The 17,638-nt window shown below is 70.4% G+C and carries 17 protein-coding genes and 1 pseudogene; 12 read left to right on the top strand and 6 right to left on the bottom strand.

Translation table 11 applies throughout. From position 1 onward, the window contains the following. Window positions 1-275: 275 nt before the first annotated feature. From ACQEVZ_RS16715 to ACQEVZ_RS16680, 8 genes are all read left to right on the top strand, one after another. Window positions 276-1,028, top strand: coding sequence for a helix-turn-helix transcriptional regulator (locus tag ACQEVZ_RS16715; RefSeq protein WP_344502991.1), 753 nt, complete (start codon window positions 276-278; stop codon window positions 1,026-1,028). Beyond that, complete coding sequence (gene sufB, locus ACQEVZ_RS16710; protein ID WP_433367319.1) at window positions 1,025-2,431, top strand: Fe-S cluster assembly protein SufB; 1,407 nt, start codon at window positions 1,025-1,027, stop codon at window positions 2,429-2,431. The genes ACQEVZ_RS16715 and sufB overlap by 4 nt, the downstream gene beginning before the upstream one ends. An 82-nt stretch (window positions 2,432-2,513) precedes the next feature. Beyond that, window positions 2,514-3,662: a Fe-S cluster assembly protein SufD gene (sufD, locus tag ACQEVZ_RS16705; protein WP_433367316.1), complete on the top strand. Its 1,149-nt coding sequence runs from the start codon at window positions 2,514-2,516 to the stop codon at window positions 3,660-3,662. Further along, window positions 3,659-3,985, top strand: a complete 327-nt coding sequence (locus ACQEVZ_RS16700; RefSeq protein WP_363407153.1) for a non-heme iron oxygenase ferredoxin subunit — start codon at window positions 3,659-3,661, stop codon at window positions 3,983-3,985. The genes sufD and ACQEVZ_RS16700 overlap by 4 nt, the downstream gene beginning before the upstream one ends. Next, entirely contained in the window at window positions 3,982-4,761 is a 780-nt protein-coding gene (gene sufC / locus ACQEVZ_RS16695) for a Fe-S cluster assembly ATPase SufC (RefSeq protein WP_354888140.1), read from the top strand. The genes ACQEVZ_RS16700 and sufC overlap by 4 nt, the downstream gene beginning before the upstream one ends. Before the next feature lie 7 nt (window positions 4,762-4,768). Next, window positions 4,769-6,016, top strand: a complete 1,248-nt coding sequence (locus ACQEVZ_RS16690; protein WP_354888137.1) for a cysteine desulfurase — start codon at window positions 4,769-4,771, stop codon at window positions 6,014-6,016. Further along, window positions 6,013-6,462 (top strand): Fe-S cluster assembly sulfur transfer protein SufU, encoded by a 450-nt coding sequence (gene sufU / locus ACQEVZ_RS16685; RefSeq protein ID WP_344502984.1) that lies wholly within the window; start codon window positions 6,013-6,015, stop codon window positions 6,460-6,462. The genes ACQEVZ_RS16690 and sufU overlap by 4 nt, the downstream gene beginning before the upstream one ends. Beyond that, on the top strand, window positions 6,459-6,785 hold the full coding sequence (locus ACQEVZ_RS16680) for a metal-sulfur cluster assembly factor (protein ID WP_344502983.1): 327 nt from the start codon (window positions 6,459-6,461) through the stop codon (window positions 6,783-6,785). The genes sufU and ACQEVZ_RS16680 overlap by 4 nt, the downstream gene beginning before the upstream one ends. An 84-nt stretch (window positions 6,786-6,869) precedes the next feature. Here ACQEVZ_RS16680 and ACQEVZ_RS16675 read toward each other — a convergent pair whose 3' ends face one another. The 5 genes from ACQEVZ_RS16675 to ypfJ form a co-directional block, all read right to left on the bottom strand. After that, window positions 6,870-7,430 carry a permease-like cell division protein FtsX gene (locus ACQEVZ_RS16675; protein WP_433367309.1) on the bottom strand — a complete coding sequence of 187 codons (561 nt, stop codon included), beginning with the start codon at window positions 7,428-7,430 and terminating at the stop codon, window positions 6,870-6,872. Then, window positions 7,427-7,924, bottom strand: coding sequence for an RNA polymerase sigma factor (locus tag ACQEVZ_RS16670; RefSeq protein WP_344502981.1), 498 nt, complete (start codon window positions 7,922-7,924; stop codon window positions 7,427-7,429). Before ACQEVZ_RS16670 ends, ACQEVZ_RS16675 begins: the two co-directional genes overlap by 4 nt. A gap of 30 nt (window positions 7,925-7,954) precedes the next feature. After that, window positions 7,955-8,566: a LysE family transporter gene (locus ACQEVZ_RS16665; RefSeq protein ID WP_433376804.1), complete on the bottom strand. Its 612-nt coding sequence runs from the start codon at window positions 8,564-8,566 to the stop codon at window positions 7,955-7,957. Window positions 8,567-8,785: 219 nt separating this feature from the next. Then, window positions 8,786-9,445, bottom strand: a complete 660-nt coding sequence (locus tag ACQEVZ_RS16660; protein ID WP_433367306.1) for a DNA alkylation repair protein — start codon at window positions 9,443-9,445, stop codon at window positions 8,786-8,788. Then, window positions 9,442-10,392, bottom strand: coding sequence for a KPN_02809 family neutral zinc metallopeptidase (gene ypfJ / locus ACQEVZ_RS16655; RefSeq protein ID WP_344502979.1), 951 nt, complete (start codon window positions 10,390-10,392; stop codon window positions 9,442-9,444). The genes ACQEVZ_RS16660 and ypfJ overlap by 4 nt, the downstream gene beginning before the upstream one ends. 202 nt (window positions 10,393-10,594) lie before the next feature. Between ypfJ and ACQEVZ_RS16650 the strand changes: the two genes are divergently transcribed. Continuing rightward, the gene (locus ACQEVZ_RS16650; protein ID WP_354888122.1) at window positions 10,595-12,193 is read left to right on the top strand and encodes an ABC-F family ATP-binding cassette domain-containing protein; all 1,599 of its coding nucleotides are present in this window, start codon (window positions 10,595-10,597) and stop codon (window positions 12,191-12,193) included. A 4-nt stretch (window positions 12,194-12,197) separates the two neighbouring features. Here ACQEVZ_RS16650 and ACQEVZ_RS16645 read toward each other — a convergent pair whose 3' ends face one another. Then, window positions 12,198-13,520 carry a hypothetical protein gene (locus ACQEVZ_RS16645; protein WP_433376801.1) on the bottom strand — a complete coding sequence of 441 codons (1,323 nt, stop codon included), beginning with the start codon at window positions 13,518-13,520 and terminating at the stop codon, window positions 12,198-12,200. A gap of 141 nt (window positions 13,521-13,661) precedes the next feature. Here ACQEVZ_RS16645 and ACQEVZ_RS16640 point away from each other — a divergent pair, with 141 nt between their 5' ends. The 3 genes and pseudogenes from ACQEVZ_RS16640 to ACQEVZ_RS16630 form a co-directional block, all read left to right on the top strand. Next, a complete protein-coding gene (locus ACQEVZ_RS16640) occupies window positions 13,662-13,886 on the top strand; it encodes a helix-turn-helix domain-containing protein (RefSeq protein WP_033359767.1) in 225 nt (74 codons plus the stop codon). Then, window positions 13,883-14,623, top strand: a complete 741-nt coding sequence (locus ACQEVZ_RS16635; protein WP_344502977.1) for an enoyl-CoA hydratase/isomerase family protein — start codon at window positions 13,883-13,885, stop codon at window positions 14,621-14,623. Before ACQEVZ_RS16640 ends, ACQEVZ_RS16635 begins: the two co-directional genes overlap by 4 nt. A 57-nt stretch (window positions 14,624-14,680) precedes the next feature. Beyond that, window positions 14,681-16,564, top strand: a pseudogene (locus tag ACQEVZ_RS16630) (ABC transporter ATP-binding protein); the annotation flags it as partial. Window positions 16,565-17,638: the final 1,074 nt, after the last annotated feature.

Here is a 17,638-nt window from a genome sequence, read left to right as displayed (position 1 = left end):
TGGCGACGTCGAGGGAGTTGGTGGTGGCGGCACCGGGTCGGGGTCGCGCTTCACGAAAGGCGTCACGGGCCGGTGTCGGTGGCCGCTCCGCTTTCAAAGCAACCGTACTCCCGCCCTCCTAATCGGACAGCGATAAGTATGGTCGCGCCGCTACGAACCGTTATACGGCCTGCTCGATGGCCGGAAGTTCAGCTAAGGGGAGCCTTGCCTTCCGTGCGTTGGATCACCCGTAGGGCGGTTTGCCTGCGTCAGGCGAATTACGTAACGTTGGTGTTGTGAAAAACGCGGAGGTGGCGCAGCAGAGGTCTGCCGTCGCTGACGCGTGCCCGCCGCTCGACGTGCGCACCCGTGACCGGGTCACGGAGTTGCTGCTGCAGCAGGGGTCGGCGACGGCGACCGAGCTGGGGCTCGCCCTCGGGCTGAGCGCGGCCGGGATCCGTCGGCACCTCGACGCGATGCTGGCCGAAGGCCTGGTGGAGAGCCGGGAGCGGCCGGACCGCGGGCGTCGCGGGCGCGGGCGGCCGGCGCGGGTGTTCACGCTGACCGCGGCGGCGCGTGAGGCGCTGCCGCACACCTATGACGACCTCGCCGCGTCCGCGCTGCGATGGATTGCCGAGCACCACGGCGAGGCCGCGGTCGCCGCGTTCGCCATGGCGCAGGTCGCAGGGCTCGAGGAGCGCTGCAAGGCCGCCATGGCCGAGGCCGGCGACGACCCGCTCGCCCGCGCCGAGGCGCTCGCCAAGGCGCTGACCGCGGAGGGCTACGCCGCCGGCGCGACCACCATCGCCACGGGTGGCCAGCTGTGCCAGCATCACTGCCCGGTGGCGCACGTCGCCGCCGAGTTCTCGCAGCTGTGCGAGGCCGAGACCCAGGTCATCTCCCGCCTGGTGGGGACCCATGTCCAGCGGCTCGCGACCATCGCCAACGGTGATGGTGTCTGCACCACGCACATCCCGGCGCCGGTCCCCGGTGCCAGATCCGATAATGCCCGTCAAATTCGGCAAAATAGGCAAAGGAACGTGAGATGACCACCGCCGATCAGCTTGCCGGTCTCGGCCGGTACGAGTACGGCTGGGCCGACTCGGACAGCGCCGGTGCCGCGGCACGCCGCGGCCTCAACGAGGACGTCGTGCGCGACATCTCGGCGAAGAAGAGCGAGCCGCAGTGGATGCTCGACCTGCGCCTGAAGGGCCTGCGCCTGTTCGACCGCAAGCCGATGCCGGCCTGGGGCGCGGACCTGTCGCACATCGACTTCGACAACATCAAGTATTTCGTCCGCTCGACCGAGAAGCAGGCGGCGAGCTGGGAAGACCTTCCCGACGACATCAAGGCGACCTACGATAAGCTCGGCATCCCCGAGGCGGAGAAGCAGCGCCTCGTCGCCGGTGTCGCAGCGCAGTACGAGTCGGAGGTCGTCTACCACAAGATCCGCGAGGATCTCGAGGAGCAGGGCGTCATCTTCCTCGACACGGACACCGCGCTGCGTGAGCACGAGGACGTGTTCAAGGAGTACTTCGGCACCGTGATCCCGGTCGGCGACAACAAGTTCGCCTCGCTCAACACGTCGGTGTGGTCCGGCGGCAGCTTCATCTACGTGCCCAAGGGCGTGAAGGTGGAGATCCCGCTGCAGGCGTACTTCCGGATCAACACCGAGAACATGGGCCAGTTCGAGCGGACGCTGATCATCGTCGACGAGGACGCGTACGTCCACTACGTCGAGGGCTGCACCGCGCCGATCTACTCGTCGGACTCGCTGCACTCCGCGGTGGTGGAGATCGTCGTGAAGAAGGGCGCCCGCTGCCGGTACACCACGATCCAGAACTGGTCGACCAACGTCTACAACCTGGTCACCAAGCGGGCCGTGTGCCACGAGGGCGCGACCATGGAGTGGATCGACGGCAACCTCGGCTCGAAGGTCACGATGAAGTACCCGGCGGTGTACATGCTGGGCGAGCACGCCAAGGGTGAGGTCCTGTCGGTCGCGATGGCCGGCGAGGGGCAGCACCAGGACGCGGGCGCCAAGATGGTGCACGCCGCGCCGCACACGTCGAGCACCATCGTGTCGAAGTCGATCGCCCGTGGCGGCGGCCGGACGAGCTACCGCGGTCTCGTGCAGGTCCTGGAGGGCTCGCACCACTCCCGGTCGACGGTGAAGTGTGACGCGCTGCTCGTCGACACGGTCTCCCGTTCGGACACGTACCCGTACGTCGACATCCGCGAGGACGACGTGTCGATGGGGCACGAGGCGACGGTCTCGAAGATCAGCGACGACCAGCTGTTCTACCTGATGTCGCGCGGCCTCACCGAGGACGAGGCGATGGCGATGATCGTGCGCGGCTTCATCGAGCCGATCGCCAAGGAACTGCCCATGGAGTATGCGTTGGAGCTCAACCGGCTCATCGAGCTGCAGATGGAGGGCGCGGTCGGATGAGCGGCCAGCGAAGCGGCTCGGGCCGCTCATCGTGTGTCAGTTTTGGCTCAGGCCGACGCCGGAGCGCAGCGGAGGCGGCGGAATGAGCGCACCCGTACTGGTACCGCCGAAGACCCGCGCGCAGCAGGTCCGCTCGTTCGACGTCGCCGACTTCCCCGCCCTCACGGGGCGGGAGGAGGAGTGGCGGTTCACCCCGCTCAAGCGCCTGCGTGGCCTGGCGGCCGCCGAAGGCGGCGAGCCCACACAGGCACCGGCGCCGAAGGCCGAGATCGGTGACCTGCCCGAGGGCGTGACCGTCGCGACCGTCGACCGCTCCGACCCGCGGGTCGGAGCGGCGCTGACCCCGTTCGACCGGATCAGCGCGCTCGCGGCCGGCGGTGCCACCGAGGCGCTGCTGGTGTCGGTGGCGGCGAACGCCGTGCCGGAGACCGCCGCCGTGGTGCGGCTCGTCGGCTCGAGCACCGAGGTCGCGTTCGGCCACACCGTCGTCGAGGTCGGCCGGCTCGCCGAGGCGACCGTCGTGCTGGAGCAGGTCGGCTCGGTCACGCTCGCCGACAACGTCGAGGTGCTCGTCGGCGACGCGGCCCGGCTCACGCTGGTCACGGTCACCGACTGGGACGCCGACGCCGTCCAGGCGCAGCACATCCGGTTCCGGCTCGGCCGGGACGCGAAGGTCACGCACGTCCAGGTCACGCTCGGCGGCGACCTGGTCCGGCAGTACACCAGCGTCGACTACACCGGTCGCGGCGGCGAGATCGACGCGTTCGGGCTCTACTTCGCCGACGCCGGGCAGCACATGGAGCACCGGCTGCTCGTCGACCACTCGGTTCCCGACTGCCGTAGCTACGTCGCGTACCGCGGCGCGCTGCAGGGTCAGGAGGCGCACACGGTGTGGGTCGGCGACGTGCTGATCCGGGCCGAGGCGACCGGCACCGACACGTACGAGATCAACCGCAACCTGGTGCTGACCGACGGGGCGCGCGCCGACTCGGTGCCCAACCTGGAGATCGAGACCGGCGAGGTCGCCGGCGCGGGCCACGCCAGCGCCACCGGCCGGTTCGACGACGAGCAGCTGTTCTACCTGATGTCCCGGGGCATCCCGGACGAGCAGGCGCGCAAGCTCGTGGTCCGCGGCTTCTTCGCGGAGCTGCTGCACAAGATCCCGGTCGAGTCGCTGCGCGACCGGCTGGGCGAGGCCATCGACGCACGACTCGAGGCGGCCGGCACGTGATCCGAGTGTGTGCGGCGGCCGAGGTGGGCAAGGGGACGGTGCGGCAGGTCGAGGTCGATGGGACCGAGATCGCGCTCGTCCACGCCGACGACGACAACTTCTACGCCGTCTACGACGAGTGCTCGCACGCCGCGGTCGCGCTGTCGGAGGGCGAGGTCGAGGGCTGCACCCTGGAGTGCTGGCTGCACGGCTCGCGCTTCGACCTGCGCACCGGCGAGCCGACCGGCCTTCCGGCGACCGAGCCGGTCCCGGTCTACCCCGTCGAGATCCGCGACGGCGACGTCTACATCGACTTGAATCCCAGTAACGGAGTGACGAAGTGAGCACGCTGGAGATCAGCAACCTGCAGGTGTCGGTGAAGCTGCCTGACGGCGAGCTGAAGCCGATCCTCGCCGGGGTCGATCTGACCGTCGGGGCGGGGGAGACCCACGCCATCATGGGCCCCAACGGCTCGGGCAAGTCGACCCTGGCGTACTCGATCGCGGGTCACCCGCGCTACCAGGTCACCGGCGGTTCGGTGACCCTCGACGGCCAGGACGTGCTGGCGATGACCGTCGACGAGCGGGCCCGCGCCGGCCTGTTCCTGGCGATGCAGTACCCGGTCGAGGTCCCCGGCGTGTCGGTCGCCAACTTCCTGCGGACCGCGAAGACCGCGATCGACGGTGAGGCTCCGAAGCTGCGCACCTGGGCCGGCGAGCTGCGCGGCGCCATGGAGAAGCTGCAGATGGACCCGGCGTTCGCCCAGCGCAACGTCAACGAGGGCTTCTCCGGCGGTGAGAAGAAGCGCCACGAGATCATGCAGCTGGAGCTGCTCAAGCCGAAGATCGCGGTGCTCGACGAGACCGACTCCGGCCTCGACATCGACGCGCTGCGGATCGTCAGCGAGGGCGTCAACCGGGTCCGCGAGAGCGGCGACACCGGGCTGCTGCTCATCACGCACTACACGCGGATCCTGCGCTACATCAAGCCCGACTTCGTGCACGTGTTCGTCGGCGGGCGGATCGTCGAAGAGGGCGGGCCGGAGCTCGCCGAGCAGCTCGAGGCCGAAGGCTACGAGCGCTACCTGGCCGGTGCGGGACCGGCGACGCACCACGCTTAGGGGAATCATGAACGCGCTGGATGTCGACGCCGTACGGAAGGACTTCCCGATCCTCGATCGGGAGGTCAACGGCAAGCCTCTCGTCTACCTCGACTCCGGGAACACGTCGCAGAAGCCTCGCCAGGTGATCGACGCGGTCCGGGAGCACTATGAGCTGCACAACGCCAACGTCGCCCGGTCCGTGCACACGCTCGGCACCGAGGCCACCGAGGCGTTCGAGGGCGCCCGCGAGAAGGTCGCCGCGTTCGTCGGCGCCGGCACCGCCGCCGAGATCGTCTTCACGAAGAACTCGACCGAGGCGATCAACCTCGTCGCGCACGCCTTCACGGCGGTCGCCGACGACCCGCGGCTGCGGATCGGGCCCGGCGACGAGATCGTCATCACCGAGATGGAGCACCACTCCAACATCGTGCCGTGGCAGCTGCTCGCGCAGCGCACCGGCGCGACGCTGCGCTGGTTCGGGCTCACCGACGACGGCAGGCTCGACCTGTCGGCGATCGACGAGATCGTCAACGAGCGCACGAAGCTCGTCTCGGTGGTGCACTACTCCAACATCCTCGGCACGATCAACCCCGTCGACGTCCTCGTCGCCCGGGCCCGGCAGGTCGGCGCGCTGGTGCTGCTCGACGGCTCTCAATCGGTGCCGCACATCCCCGTCGACGTGACCGCGCTCGGCGCCGACTTCGTCGCGTTCACCGGTCACAAGATGCTCGGCCCGACCGGCATCGGCGGGCTGTGGGGCCGGTTCGAGCTGCTCGACGCCATGCCGCCGTTCCTGGGCGGCGGTTCGATGATCGAGACGGTCGCGATGACCGGCTCGACGTTCATGCCGCCACCCGCCCGCTTCGAGGCCGGCACGCCGCCGATCGCGGAGGCCGTGGGTCTGGGCGCGGCCGTCGACTATCTCAGCGCCGTCGGCATGGACGCGATCCAGGCGTACGAGAAGCAGCTCACCGCGTATGCCCTCGACGCCCTGACCGCGACGCCGGACGTGCGGATCATCGGCCCGACCACTACGGAAGGCCGCGGCGCGACGATCTCCTTCACCGTCGACGGCGTCCACCCGCACGACGTCGGGCAGATCCTGGACGACGAGGGCGTGCAGGTCCGGGTCGGGCATCACTGCGCCCGCCCGACCTGCGTGCGCTTCGGGGTGCCGGCGACCACGAGGGCGTCGTTCTACCTGTACACCACGACCAACGAGATCGATGCGCTGGTCCGCGGCCTGGAGCGGGTGCGGAAGGTCTTCGCATGAAGCTGGACCAGCTCTACCAGGAGATCATCCTGGATCACTACAAGCGGCCGCACGGCCGTGGCCTGCGCGAGCCGTTCGACGCCGAGGCCCACCACGTCAACCCGACCTGCGGCGACGAGGTGACCCTGCGCGTGTCGATCAAGGGTGACACCGTCGCGGACGTGTCGTACGAGGGCGTCGGCTGCTCGATCAGCCAGGCGTCCGCGAGCATCCTGCACGAGCTGCTCAAGGGCGGCACCGTGCAGGAGTCGCTGCGGCGGCACGAGGCGTTCACGGAGCTGATGGGCGGCCGCGGTCAGGTCGAGCCCGATGAGGCGGTGCTGGAGGACGCGGTGGCGTTCGCCGGCGTGGCGAAGTACCCGGCCCGGGTGAAGTGTGCCCTGCTGGCGTGGATGGCGTACAAGGACGCGCTCAGCCGAGCCGTCCCGAGTGAGGAGAAGGCATGACCGCGGTGCTCGCCGACATCGAAGAGGCGATGAAGGACGTCGTCGACCCGGAGCTCGGGATCAACGTCGTTGACCTCGGCCTGGTGTACGGCATCCACGTCGACGAGGACAACGTCGCGACCCTCGACATGACGCTGACGTCCGCGGCGTGCCCGCTGACCGACGTCATCGAGGACCAGACCCGCCAGGCGCTGTGCAGCGGCCCGGGCGGCGGCCTGGTCAGCGACATCCGGATCAACTGGGTGTGGCTGCCGCCGTGGGGCCCGGACAAGATCAGCGACGAGGGTCGCGACCAGCTGCGCGCTTTGGGCTTCAACGTCTGACGAGGCGTTCAGCGAGAAGCCGTTCAGCGAGAAGCCGTTCAGCGAGAAGCCGTTCAGCGAGAAGCCGTTTCAGCGAAGGGGCGTTCAGCGGGGCTTGGTCGGCGTGGCCGTCCTGCAGGAGCAGACGTAGTCCATGTAGCCCTGGAGGCCGTGGATCCGCTGCTCCACCGCGTCGGCCTCGCGCACCTTGGCGACCCGGAAGCGGAACGCCTGGGGGAGCATGTCGACCCGGGTCGCCGCGACGAGGTCCGGCGCGTCGCTGAAATGGATCTTGAACTGCTCCCATGCCTGCTCCTTGGTCTCGAAGCTCAGGCAGTAGACCTCGGGGGAGCTGCGCAGCGCCAGGTCCAGCTGCTGCGTCTGCTCCTCGGTGACGTCGCTCTTGAGGAAGACCGCCACGTTGTGGCCGGGCCGGTCGCAGCCCGGCCCGGCGGCCATCTGCGCCGGTCCGTCGCCGGGCAGCAGGCGCCACGTGACCGCCCCGGCTCCGGCGACGGCCAGGGCCAGGATCGCGGCACCGGTGGCCATGTGCCGGCGCCTCCTGCGGGCGGCGCCCGCGTGCACGGCGGCGACGCCGTCGGGGCGGATCGTGTCGTGGGCGAGCTCGTACTCGGCGTGGAGCGCGTCGTGCAGCTGCTGGTTCATCGGCGTGCCTCTCGGAAGTCGTCCAACATGGCCGCGAGGGACTGCCGGGCCCGGTACAGCCAGGTGCGCACCGTGCCCTCACGGACCCGGCACAGCTCGGCGATCTCCGCGACCGGCAGCCCCACCAGGTAGTGCAGGACCACGGCGCGGCGCTGGCCGTCGGGCAGCGCCGCGAGCGCGTCGCGGATCGCCACACCGTGCCCGCCGTGCTCGTCCGGGCCGGGCACCAGCTCGAGCCTGGCGCCGCGTTGATGTCGCAGCGCGACCCGCAGGCGGCGCAGGCGCGACGTGGCGAGGTTCCACGCGACGCGGCGGATCCACGTCGCGGGCTCCTCGTAGCGGCTGATGCGGTCCCAGCGCTGCCAGGCGCGCACGAACGCCTCCTGGGTCAGGTCCCGCGCCTCGTCGAGGTCGCCGAGGTACACGCTCAGCTGGGCGGCGATCTGCCGGAACTGCAGCGCGTAGCACTCGGCGAACCCTTCGGCATCCCTCATGCCGACATCACGCGCGGGCGCGGCAAAAGGTCACACGACCAGGACGACGGCGAGGACGGCGATCACGGCGCTGGACGTCAGCGCGGTCCACAGCCTGCCGCGCGGGCCGGTGAGGACCTTACCGAGCAGGGTGCCGCCGCCGGCGATGAGCAGCTGCCAGCTCGCCGACGCCACGAACGCCGACAGGACCCAGACGGTCTCGCCGGCCGCGGACAGGCCGTCGTCGGCGCGGCGGCCGAGGACGAGCGCGCCGAAGTAGACGATCGTCGCCGGGTTGAGCATGGTCAGGCCGAGCAGCGCGAAGTACGCGCCGGCCGGTCGGGTCATCCTGCCGTCCGTGTCCCTGCCGTTATCCCCGGCGCGCGCGGCCTCGTGGCGGTGCCGCAGGGCGTCGGCGGCGGTCTTGACGGCGAGCGCCACCAGTACCACAGCGGCGACCCAACGCAGGGGAGCGGAGATCGGCGCGATGAGCCCCGCGAGGGCCGCGCCGCCGAGGACGGCGATCACCGCGTAGATCCCGTCGGCGGTGGCCACCCCCATCGCGGCGCCGGCGCCGGTCCGCCAGCCGGTGCGGGCGGCGAGCCCGGCGATCAGGGCGCCGATCGCGCCGACCGGCACCGCGACCCCGTAGCCGGCGAGCATCCCGGAGAGGGCGACCTCCCCGAGGCCCGCGGTCACGCCGTCACCTCCGCTGCGCTCCGGCGCCGGCCGACCTGCGATGCCGGTGAGCGGCCCGAGCCGCTCCGCCGGCCGCTCACGGTTGCTTGCGGCTCGCCTCCGTCAGGGCGCCGGCCTGTCGCTTCGCCCGTTCGCCGGAGGTGGCGGGGGCTGCGATCAGGAGGCGTCGGCTCATGGCGTGCATCATGGCGCCGGTGCCGGGGTGCCGCCACCGATATTCTTCAGCGCTTCCCGCCTGGACAGGCCGGACAGGTCCGGGTTCGCCGCGACGAAGGCGCGCACCGCGTCCGGGTCGGTCTTCGCATACTCGCGCAGTGCCCAGCCGATGGCCTTGCGGATGAAGAAGTCCTGCTCGTGTTTCCATCGGCCGCTGTACGAGAAGAGCCGTCGCGGGTCGGTCGCCTCGCGGTACTTCAACTGGTGCAGGATCGCGGTCCGCACCACCCACAGGTCGTCGTCCTCGATCCAAGCGTCTATCGGGGTCTGGTCGTGGCGGACGACCGGCCCGACGACGTTGGCGGCGAGCAGGTCGACCGTGTCCCACCAGGGCCTGGTCGTGATGAGGGCGCGCAGGGCGGGCAGGTCGGCCGCGGTGAGGTGCTTCGCGTGCCTGGTCAGCAGGTCGCAGGCGAAGTACTGGAACTCCCGCTCCGGCTGCGTCCAGCATTCCTGCGCCAGCCGCAGGGGCTCGTCCGTCCGTAGGAACGGCTTGTCCAGCTTCCGTCGTACCGGCGACGGGATGCCGAGGAAGTCGAACTGGTCGCGCATGTAGGCGCGCATCCCGGCGGCGGTGCCGGGGGCGGCGTGCCCCCGGTACACCTGCCGCAGCTCGACCAGCGTCACAGGTTGCTGGTGGAGAAGGTGTCGCACTGGCGCGGGTCGCCGGTGTTGAAGCCCTGCGTGAACCACTTCTTGCGCTGTGCGGACGTGCCGTGGGTGAAGCCGTCCGGGTTGACGCCGCCGCCGGACTTCTTCTGGATCGTGTCGTCGCCGATCGCCTCGGCCGCCTCGATCGCCTCGTTGATGTCCGCCTGCGTGATGGAGGTGAACAGCACGGCGTCGCCCTCCTTGTCCTTGGTCTCCGTGGCGTGGAAGGCCCAGGTGCCGGCGTAGCAGTCGGCCTGCAGCTCCAGGCGCACCGAGCCCGAGGTGGGGCCGGTGTCGCCCTGCTGGACCTTGGCGTTGGTGCCGAGCAGGTTCTGGATGTGGTGGCCGTACTCGTGGGCGATGACGTACGGGGCGGCGAACTCGCCCTTGGCGCCGAAGCGGCTCGACAGCTCCTTGTAGAAGGTCAGGTCGATGTAGACCTGGCTGTCGGCCGGGCAGTAGAAGGGCCCGACGCCGGAGTCGGCCTGGCCGCAGCCGGTGTTCACGGCGCCGTTGAAGTAGTTCGTCTTCGCCTGCTGGTACTGCTTGCCGAACGCCTGCGGCATCTCCGCCTTCCAGTACGCCTGGACGGAGTTGACGTACAGCAGGTTGCGGCAGTCGGCGTCGTTGAACCGGTCCTTGTTGGACTTGTCGCAGCGCTTCTCGATGTCGGAGTTGTCGGCCTGCTGGTTGCCGCCGCCCCCGCCGCCGAGCATGCCGCTGCCGAAGAGGCCACCGCCGCCGCAGATCACCAGCGCCAGGACGACCAGGGTGATGATGAGGCCCATCTTCCCGCCGCCGCCACCCGGGAGGGGGATCGGGATGCCACCGAGGCCGCCACCGCCACCACCGCCGCCACTGGTCGACCCGCGCAGGTCGTTGACCTGGCTGCTGTCGAGATCAGCATCGTCGTTGAACTCCATGGCACACCTCTTCAGACGGGGGGATCGATCGGCGTCTGCTGCGTCGGTACCCGATGATCTTGTGACGTAATCGTGTGGCGGCTCGGGGTGGTGCGCACGGTACGATATGCCCCGTGACTCGCACCCAGAGGGAGTGACCCCCGGTTCCACACCAGGAGTCTGTCCACTTTCCCCTTGAACATTGCGAGAGCGAGTCCTTCCTGTGATCACGACCACGGGTCTTGAGCTGCGCGCGGGCGCGCGCATCCTCCTCAGCGACATCAACCTGCGCATCCAGCCCGGCGACCGCATCGGTCTCGTCGGCCGCAACGGTGCCGGCAAGACCACCACCCTCAAGGTCCTCGCCGGTGAGGGCACCCCGCACGCCGGCTCCGTCGAGCGCCGCGGCCCCGTCGGCTACCTGCCGCAGGACCCCCGCACCGGCGACCTCGACGTGACCGCCCGCGACCGGGTGCTGTCCGCCCGCGGCCTGGACACCATCTACGCCGAGATGAAGGCCCTGGAGGCCACGCTCGGCGACGACGAGCGGCTCATCCGGCGGTATGGGCAGCTGGAGGACCAGTTCGCCGGGCTCGGCGGCTACGCGGCCGAGGCCGAGGCCGCCCGCATCTGCGCCAACCTCGGCCTGCCCGACCGGGTGCTCGCCCAGACCATCGGCACGCTCTCCGGCGGTCAGCGCCGCCGGATCGAGCTGGCCCGCATCCTGTTCCGCGACGCGGCGGCGACCGGCGGCGGCATCCTGCTGCTCGACGAGCCGACCAACCACCTCGACTCCGACTCCATCGCCTGGCTGCGCAACTTCCTGTCCAGCCACAAGGGCGGCCTCGTGGTGATCTCCCACGACGTGGAGATGCTCGACGCGATCGTCAACAAGGTGTGGTACCTCGACGCCAACCGCGCGACGATCGACTTCTACAACCTCAACTGGAAGCTGTACCAGCAGCAGCGCGAGACCGACGAGAAGCGCCGCAAGCGCGAGCGGGCCAACGCCGAGAAGAAGGCCGGCGCCCTCATGGCGCAGGCCGACAAGATGCGGGCCAAGGCCACCAAGACCGTCGCCGCGCAGAACATGGCCCGCCGCGCCGAGCGGATGCTGGGTGACCTGGAAGAGGTCCGGGTCTCCGACAAGGTCGCGAAGGTCCGCTTCCCCAACCCGAAGCCGTGCGGCAAGACCCCGCTGACGGCGTCCGGGCTGTCGAAGACGTACGGGTCCCTGGAGATCTTCGTCGACGTCGACGTCGCCGTCGACCGCGGCTCCCGGGTCGCGATCCTCGGCCTCAACGGCGCCGGCAAGACCACCCTGCTGCGGATGCTCGCCGGGGAGCTGGAGCCCGACACCGGCGAGGTCCACGCCGGGCACGGCCTGCAGCGCGGGTACTACGCCCAGGAGCACGAGCAGCTCGACGTCGACCGCACGATCCTGGAGCTGATGCGCTCCGCCGCCCCGGACCAGAACGACACCGAGCTGCGCAAGATCCTCGGCGCGTTCCTGTTCACCGGCGACGACGTCGACAAGCCCGCCGGGGTCCTGTCCGGCGGCGAGAAGACCCGGCTCGCGCTCGCCACGCTGGTCTGCTCCGGCGCCAACGTGCTGCTGCTCGACGAGCCGACCAACAACCTCGACCCGATCAGCCGCGAGCAGGTCCTCGACGCGATCGCCCGCTACCCGGGGGCCATCGTCCTCGTCACGCACGACCCCGGCGCGGTCACGGCCCTGAAGCCGGACCGCGCGATCCTCCTGCCCGACGGCGTGGAGGACGCGTGGAGCGACGACCTGCTGGAGCTCGTGGAACTCGCCTGAGGTCTCACCAGGGCGTGATCAGCACGGCTTCGACGACGACCGCGAGGGCTGCCCCGACCGCTGTGAGCAGCAGCGGGGTCGGGGGCAGCTCGCCGGCCGGCTTCTCCGGCGCCACCACGGCGACCGTGAGCCACGGGAAGAACGGCAGCCAGGCGTGCTCCACGCCGCCCCTGGCGAGGCCCGCCGCGATCGAGAACACCACGGCCGCCCCCGCGCCCACCAGGAACGGCCAGGCGGCCGTGTTGCGCAGCTTCCGCGCGCTGGCGACGATCGCCGGGCCCGTGGCGAGCAGCAGGACGACGACGCTGATCGCGCTCCACCACAGCACCGACCGGTACGGCGCGACCCGGCTGGCGTAGTCGGTCTCCGCGGCCACCAGGCCGTCCGCCCAGCCGAAGCCGAGCAGTTGCGCCCCCAGGACGGGCACGAGGGCGCCGATGCCCGTCACGATGTTGAGGAACGCCCGCCGCCGGGCGAAGTAGACGCAGACGATCGACAGGCCGAGCCAGGGGGCCGAGTACGAGAACAGCGCGGCGACGCCCACGAGCAGCCCGGCCGCCAGCGCCCAGACCGCCTTTTTTCGGACTTTTGTGCGACTTGCCCGGAGGCCGCACACGATCGCGGCCGCGCCCAGGGTCGCCACCAGGCCGTCGAGGCTGACGGCGACCCAGATGGCGTACGGGGCGAGGACGAGCACCGGCAGGTACCGCCGCGCGGCCGCCTCGCCGACGGAGTCACGCACCGCCGACAACACCAGCGGAATCGTCAGCGCCGACAATGCGGTGATCAGGAATCCGAGGACGACGTGGTTGTCGACGCCGATTCGGTCGGCCAGCCACAAAAACAGAACGGGACCCGGCGGATGGCCCCGGGAGGCGACCGAGTGGGCCGGCGCGTCGGAGGTGAAATGTCTGAGGTATGCGAGGGGATCGCCGCCGACCCGCCTAACGTCACCCAGATATTCCTCCGGCGAACCGAGGGCTTTCGTAAGGCCCGACCAGCCATCGACAAGCGCCAAAGCGATTGCCCACGTCAGGCCGGCGCAGTACCCGAAAAGCTGAATTTTTCGCCAGGATCGTCGCTCGAGGGCGCCCTGTGATGCAGACCACAGTACCGCCGCGGCCACCAGCGGCGCCAGTACGCTGCCCGGCCCGACCCTGATCTTGTACCTGCCGAGGAAGGGCGCGCTTGCGGTGCCCAGACGGGCGTCGAGCTGCACCGCGAGCGCGGCGACAGCGAGCCCGAGCAGGCCGAAGGCAACCCAACGGAGCGCATCGCGACGCTCACGATGCGCTGTCCATGGTTGGTCGGTGGAGGGTTCGCTCATCACGGCGCATCACGGTATCGGGTAGGCGACAATGCTGTGCGTGTCGGTTGGCGTGCCGTCGATATCTAGCGCATGATCGTTCGAGGCGGTCTAATAGGTGGGACCGCACCAACCGCTCAGTCTGGGACGTGAGGGATCAGCATGGCAGCCACCGCCACCACCAGCACCGAGAAGGGTCGCCGGATCGTCGGCGCCGAAAGGCAGACGCTGGCGAAGGACCTCGTGAAGCGGTACACCAACGGTGAGAGTATCCGCGCGCTCGCCGCTTCCACCGGTCGATCCTATGGATTCGTGCACCGGGTGCTGACCGAATCTGGCGTTCAGCTTCGTCAGCGTGGCGGTGCCCGGCGCCGCAAGAAGGCGTGAACGCCGCTCCCACGTCGGGAGAGGCGCGTTTCGACGTCGAAGGGCCGGTCGCAACGGTGACGTTGGACCGGCCCGAGGTTCTCAACGCGCAGACCCCCGCGTTGTGGGCCGACCTCCGGGCGTTCGGCCGGTCACTGCCGGGCGACGTTCGGGTGGTCGTCGTGCGCGGCTCCGGTCGGGCCTTCTCAGCCGGGCTCGACACCTCGGTCGCCGCGTCCATCCTCGGCGGCGTCTCCGACGCGCAGATCGCGCAGTACCAGGAGGCGTTCGCCTGGCTCCGGCAGCCGTCGCTGATCTCGATCGCGGCGGTCCACGGCCACGCCATCGGCGCCGGATTCCAGCTCGCCCTCGCCTGCGACTTCCGGGTCGTGGCCGAGGACGTGAAGTTCTGCATGGCCGAGGTGTCCCTCGGGCTCGTCCCGGACCTCGGTGGCACCAAGCGGCTCGTCGAGCTGGTCGGTTATGCGCGGGCTCTGGAGCTGTGCGTCACCGGCCGGCGCGTGCACGCCGGCGAGGCGTCGCAGATCGGCCTGGCCAACGCGGTGGTTCCCCCGGCTGATCTGGGGGACGCCGTCGGTGATCTCACCGCGGCCGTCCTGGCTGGTTCCCGCGACGCGGTCGTGGAGATCAAGGCGCTGATCGCGGCCGCGGGCGGGCACACGTTCGCCCAGCAGGAGGCCGTCGAGCGGGCCGCGCAGGTGCGCCGGATCCAGGATCTGGCGGGCCTCGGCGAATAATTTGTCGTACCCCCCGGGCATGCTTGGGCTTCAAGTTCTCCGACCGGGGGGTTTCGAATGACGTCGCCGAGCAGCATGGCCGGGTGGGAGACCCTGCGCTCCCTGCGCAAGGCCGACGAGCTGGCCGGCAAGCGCCTGGCCCGCGGCACGGCGAAGCGCATCCTCGCCTTCGCCCGGCCCTATCGCGGCGACATCAGCGTCTTCCTCGTCACCGTCGTGTTCGGCGCGGGCATCGGCGTCGCCACGCCCTACCTCGCCGGCGACGTCATCAACAAGATCAATGCCGGTGGCCCCCACGCCGGCACCGCGGTCGTGCGGGTCGCGCTGCTCATCGGCGCCCTCGCCGTCGCCGACGCCCTGCTCTCCCTCGTCCAGCGGTGGTATTCCGCCCGCATCGGCGAAGGCATCATCCTGTCGCTGCGCACCCAGGTCTATGGGCACGTGCAGCTCATGCCGCTGCAGTTCTTCACCCGCACGCAGACCGGCGCGCTGGTCAGCCGGCTCAACAACGACGTGCAGGGCGCGCAGCGCGCGTTCACCTCGACCCTGTCCGGCGTCGTCAGCAACGTCATCCAGCTCGTCCTCACCGCCGCGGTCATGGTCACCCTGTCGTGGCAGGTGACGCTGCTGTCGCTGGTCATACTGCCGGTCTTCATCCTCCCGGCCCGCCGGGTCGGCAAGCGGCTCGCCGCGATCACCCGCGAGGCCTACCAGCTCGACGCCACGATGAACGCGACGATGACCGAGCGCTTCGGCGTCGCCGGCGCCCTGCTGGTCAAGCTCTTCGGCCGGCCGGAGACCGAGGCGGAGCGCTTCGCCGACCGGGCCGGCCGGGTCCGCGACATCGGTATCCAGACCGCGATGTACAGCCGCGTGTTCTTCGTCAGCATGCTGCTCGTCGCCTCCCTCGCCCAGGCGCTCACCTACGGTCTCGGCGGCTGGTTCGCCGTGCACGGCCAGATCACCGCCGGCACCGTCGTCACCCTGGCGCTGCTGCTCACCCGGCTCTACGGCCCGCTGACCGCGCTGTCCAACGTCCGGGTCGACGTGATGAGCGCGCTCGTGTCGTTCGAGCGGGTCTTCGAGGTCCTCGACCTCGCCCCCGGCATCGCCGAGCGCCCCGACGCCCGCCCGCTGCCGCCCGGCGCGGCGAAGGTCGAGCTCCGCGACGTCCGCTTCCGCTACCCGAGCGCCGCCGAGGTCTCCCTCGCGTCCCTGGAAGACGTCGCGTCGCTGGACCGCACCGTCACCGACGAGGTGCTCAAGGGCGTGTCCTTCACCGTCGAGCCGGGCCAGATGGTCGCGCTCGTCGGCCCCTCGGGCGCCGGCAAGTCCACCACCGCCATGCTCGTCCCGCGCGTCTACGATGTCACCGCCGGCGCCGTCCTCGTCGGCGACGTCGACGTCCGCGACGCGACCCTGCAGTCGCTGCGCGACACCATCGGCGTCGTCACCCAGGACTCGCACCTCTTCCACGAGACCATCGCCGAGAACCTGCGCTATGCGAAGCCCGGCGCCACCGACGACGAGCTCTGGACCGCCCTGCGCCGCGCCCAGGTCGGCGACCTCGTCGAGTCCCTCCCCGACGGCCTCGCCACCGTCGTCGGCGAGCGCGGCTACCGCTTCTCCGGCGGCGAGAAGCAACGCATCGCCATCGCCCGCCTCCTGCTCCGCGCCCCCTCCATCGTCATCCTCGACGAAGCCACCGCCCACCTCGACTCCGAGTCCGAGGCCGCCGTCCAGCGCGCCCTCGCCGAGGCCCTCACCGGCCGCACCGCCCTCGTCATCGCCCACCGCCTCTCCACCATCCGCGCCGCCGACCAGATCCTCGTCGTCGACAACGGCCGCATCGTCGAGCACGGCACCCACGACACCCTCGTCACAGCGGGCGGCCTGTATGCGGAGCTCTACAAGACCCAGTTCGCCCTGGTCGACTCCCCACCCGTACCGCTGCTCGTGCCGTCTTCCGACTCCCGCTCCAGCACCCCCTCGCCAGCCACTCCCTCTACAGACCCTGCACCCGCAGCCACCGCGTTAGCTGGCGCCGCCTCCGCAGACCCTGCTCCCGCAAGCACTGCCTCCGCGACCGTTGCTCCCGCGAGCGCTGCTCCTGCTGCCTCGGCTTCCGGGGGCGTTGCTCCTACGGGCGTCGCTTCGGAGGGCGCTGTTCCCGGGGTCGCTGCCTCTGCGGACGTTGCTTCCGGTGGTGCTGTTCCCGAGGGCCTTGCTTCCGCGGGCAGTCCCCACGCTGGAGTTCACTCCTCAGCCCACTCCGAAGACATCCACTCCTCCGATGAACCCGACCCTCCCCACCAAACCGCCCCTTCCAGCCCCGTTCCCACCCCAACTCCGTAGCCGAACCCGACCCGGCGCTCCGCACTCGCCGCACCCACCCCCAACAACGCCCATGGCCTGCCGTGCCTGAGTCCCTGCCCGGCGGCGTGCGCCGCGACTGCGTGTTCGGCGGGATCTGCGTTGCTGTGTGAGCCGACACGTCGAGGGTCTGGTTCCCGCCGGTTCTGGTGCCCGGTGCGGGTGGTGGTGGCGGCGGGCTGCGTGAGCTGGGCCGCCTGTCTGGCAGTGTCTGGTCGGCTGCGTCAGTCCGGCTGCGTCTGCGCGGCTAGGTCCGTCCAGCTGTGCCTGCCAGGAGTACCTGCCTGACCGTGTCTGCGTGCCCCTGGCGACCAGGTGTCCGTCCGAACGATCTGCCCCGCCTTCGTCTCCTGGCCGAGTAGATCCGTCCCGTGACGCTGATCCGTGTGTCTGGCCCCGTGTTCAGTTGTGACTGCTTGTCCCGCACGTCCGGGCGTGTCCGCGTGGCCGTGTTCGTCCGGGTGGCTGCCGGTTGCGTGTGGCCGGCCTTCGCCGCCGCGACCCTCGACGTCGGCGTGTGAGTTCGACGCCGCCCTTCAGCCTGGCTCCGTGGGAGGCTGCGTCGGTCCGGGCCGTTGTCCGTCCAGCTGCCTGTCGCGTGTGTGACCGGCTCCGACGCCGCCATCGTCACTCTCGACGACG

This window comes from Dactylosporangium sp. CA-152071 (assembly GCF_050936335.1).
GTDB classification, from domain to species: domain Bacteria; phylum Actinomycetota; class Actinomycetes; order Mycobacteriales; family Micromonosporaceae; genus Dactylosporangium; species Dactylosporangium maewongense.
The sequence above is the reverse complement of the archived record's forward strand: the minus strand, read 5'-3'. Positions and strand labels throughout refer to the sequence as shown.

Coding starts and splice junctions, on each gene's coding strand:
- sufB (WP_433367319.1), top strand. CDS start 1,025: ATGACCACCGCCGATCAGCTTGCCGGTCTCGGCCGGTACGAGTACGGC.
- sufD (WP_433367316.1), top strand. CDS start 2,514: ATGAGCGCACCCGTACTGGTACCGCCGAAGACCCGCGCGCAGCAGGTC.
- ACQEVZ_RS16690 (WP_354888137.1), top strand. CDS start 4,769: ATGAACGCGCTGGATGTCGACGCCGTACGGAAGGACTTCCCGATCCTC.
- sufU (WP_344502984.1), top strand. CDS start 6,013: ATGAAGCTGGACCAGCTCTACCAGGAGATCATCCTGGATCACTACAAG.
- ACQEVZ_RS16680 (WP_344502983.1), top strand. CDS start 6,459: ATGACCGCGGTGCTCGCCGACATCGAAGAGGCGATGAAGGACGTCGTC.
- ACQEVZ_RS16675 (WP_433367309.1), bottom strand. CDS start 7,430: ATGAACCAGCAGCTGCACGACGCGCTCCACGCCGAGTACGAGCTCGCC.
- ACQEVZ_RS16670 (WP_344502981.1), bottom strand. CDS start 7,924: ATGAGGGATGCCGAAGGGTTCGCCGAGTGCTACGCGCTGCAGTTCCGG.
- ACQEVZ_RS16665 (WP_433376804.1), bottom strand. CDS start 8,566: ATGCTCGCCGGCTACGGGGTCGCGGTGCCGGTCGGCGCGATCGGCGCC.
- ypfJ (WP_344502979.1), bottom strand. CDS start 10,392: ATGGAGTTCAACGACGATGCTGATCTCGACAGCAGCCAGGTCAACGAC.
- ACQEVZ_RS16645 (WP_433376801.1), bottom strand. CDS start 13,520: ATGAGCGAACCCTCCACCGACCAACCATGGACAGCGCATCGTGAGCGT.
- ACQEVZ_RS16640 (WP_033359767.1), top strand. CDS start 13,662: ATGGCAGCCACCGCCACCACCAGCACCGAGAAGGGTCGCCGGATCGTC.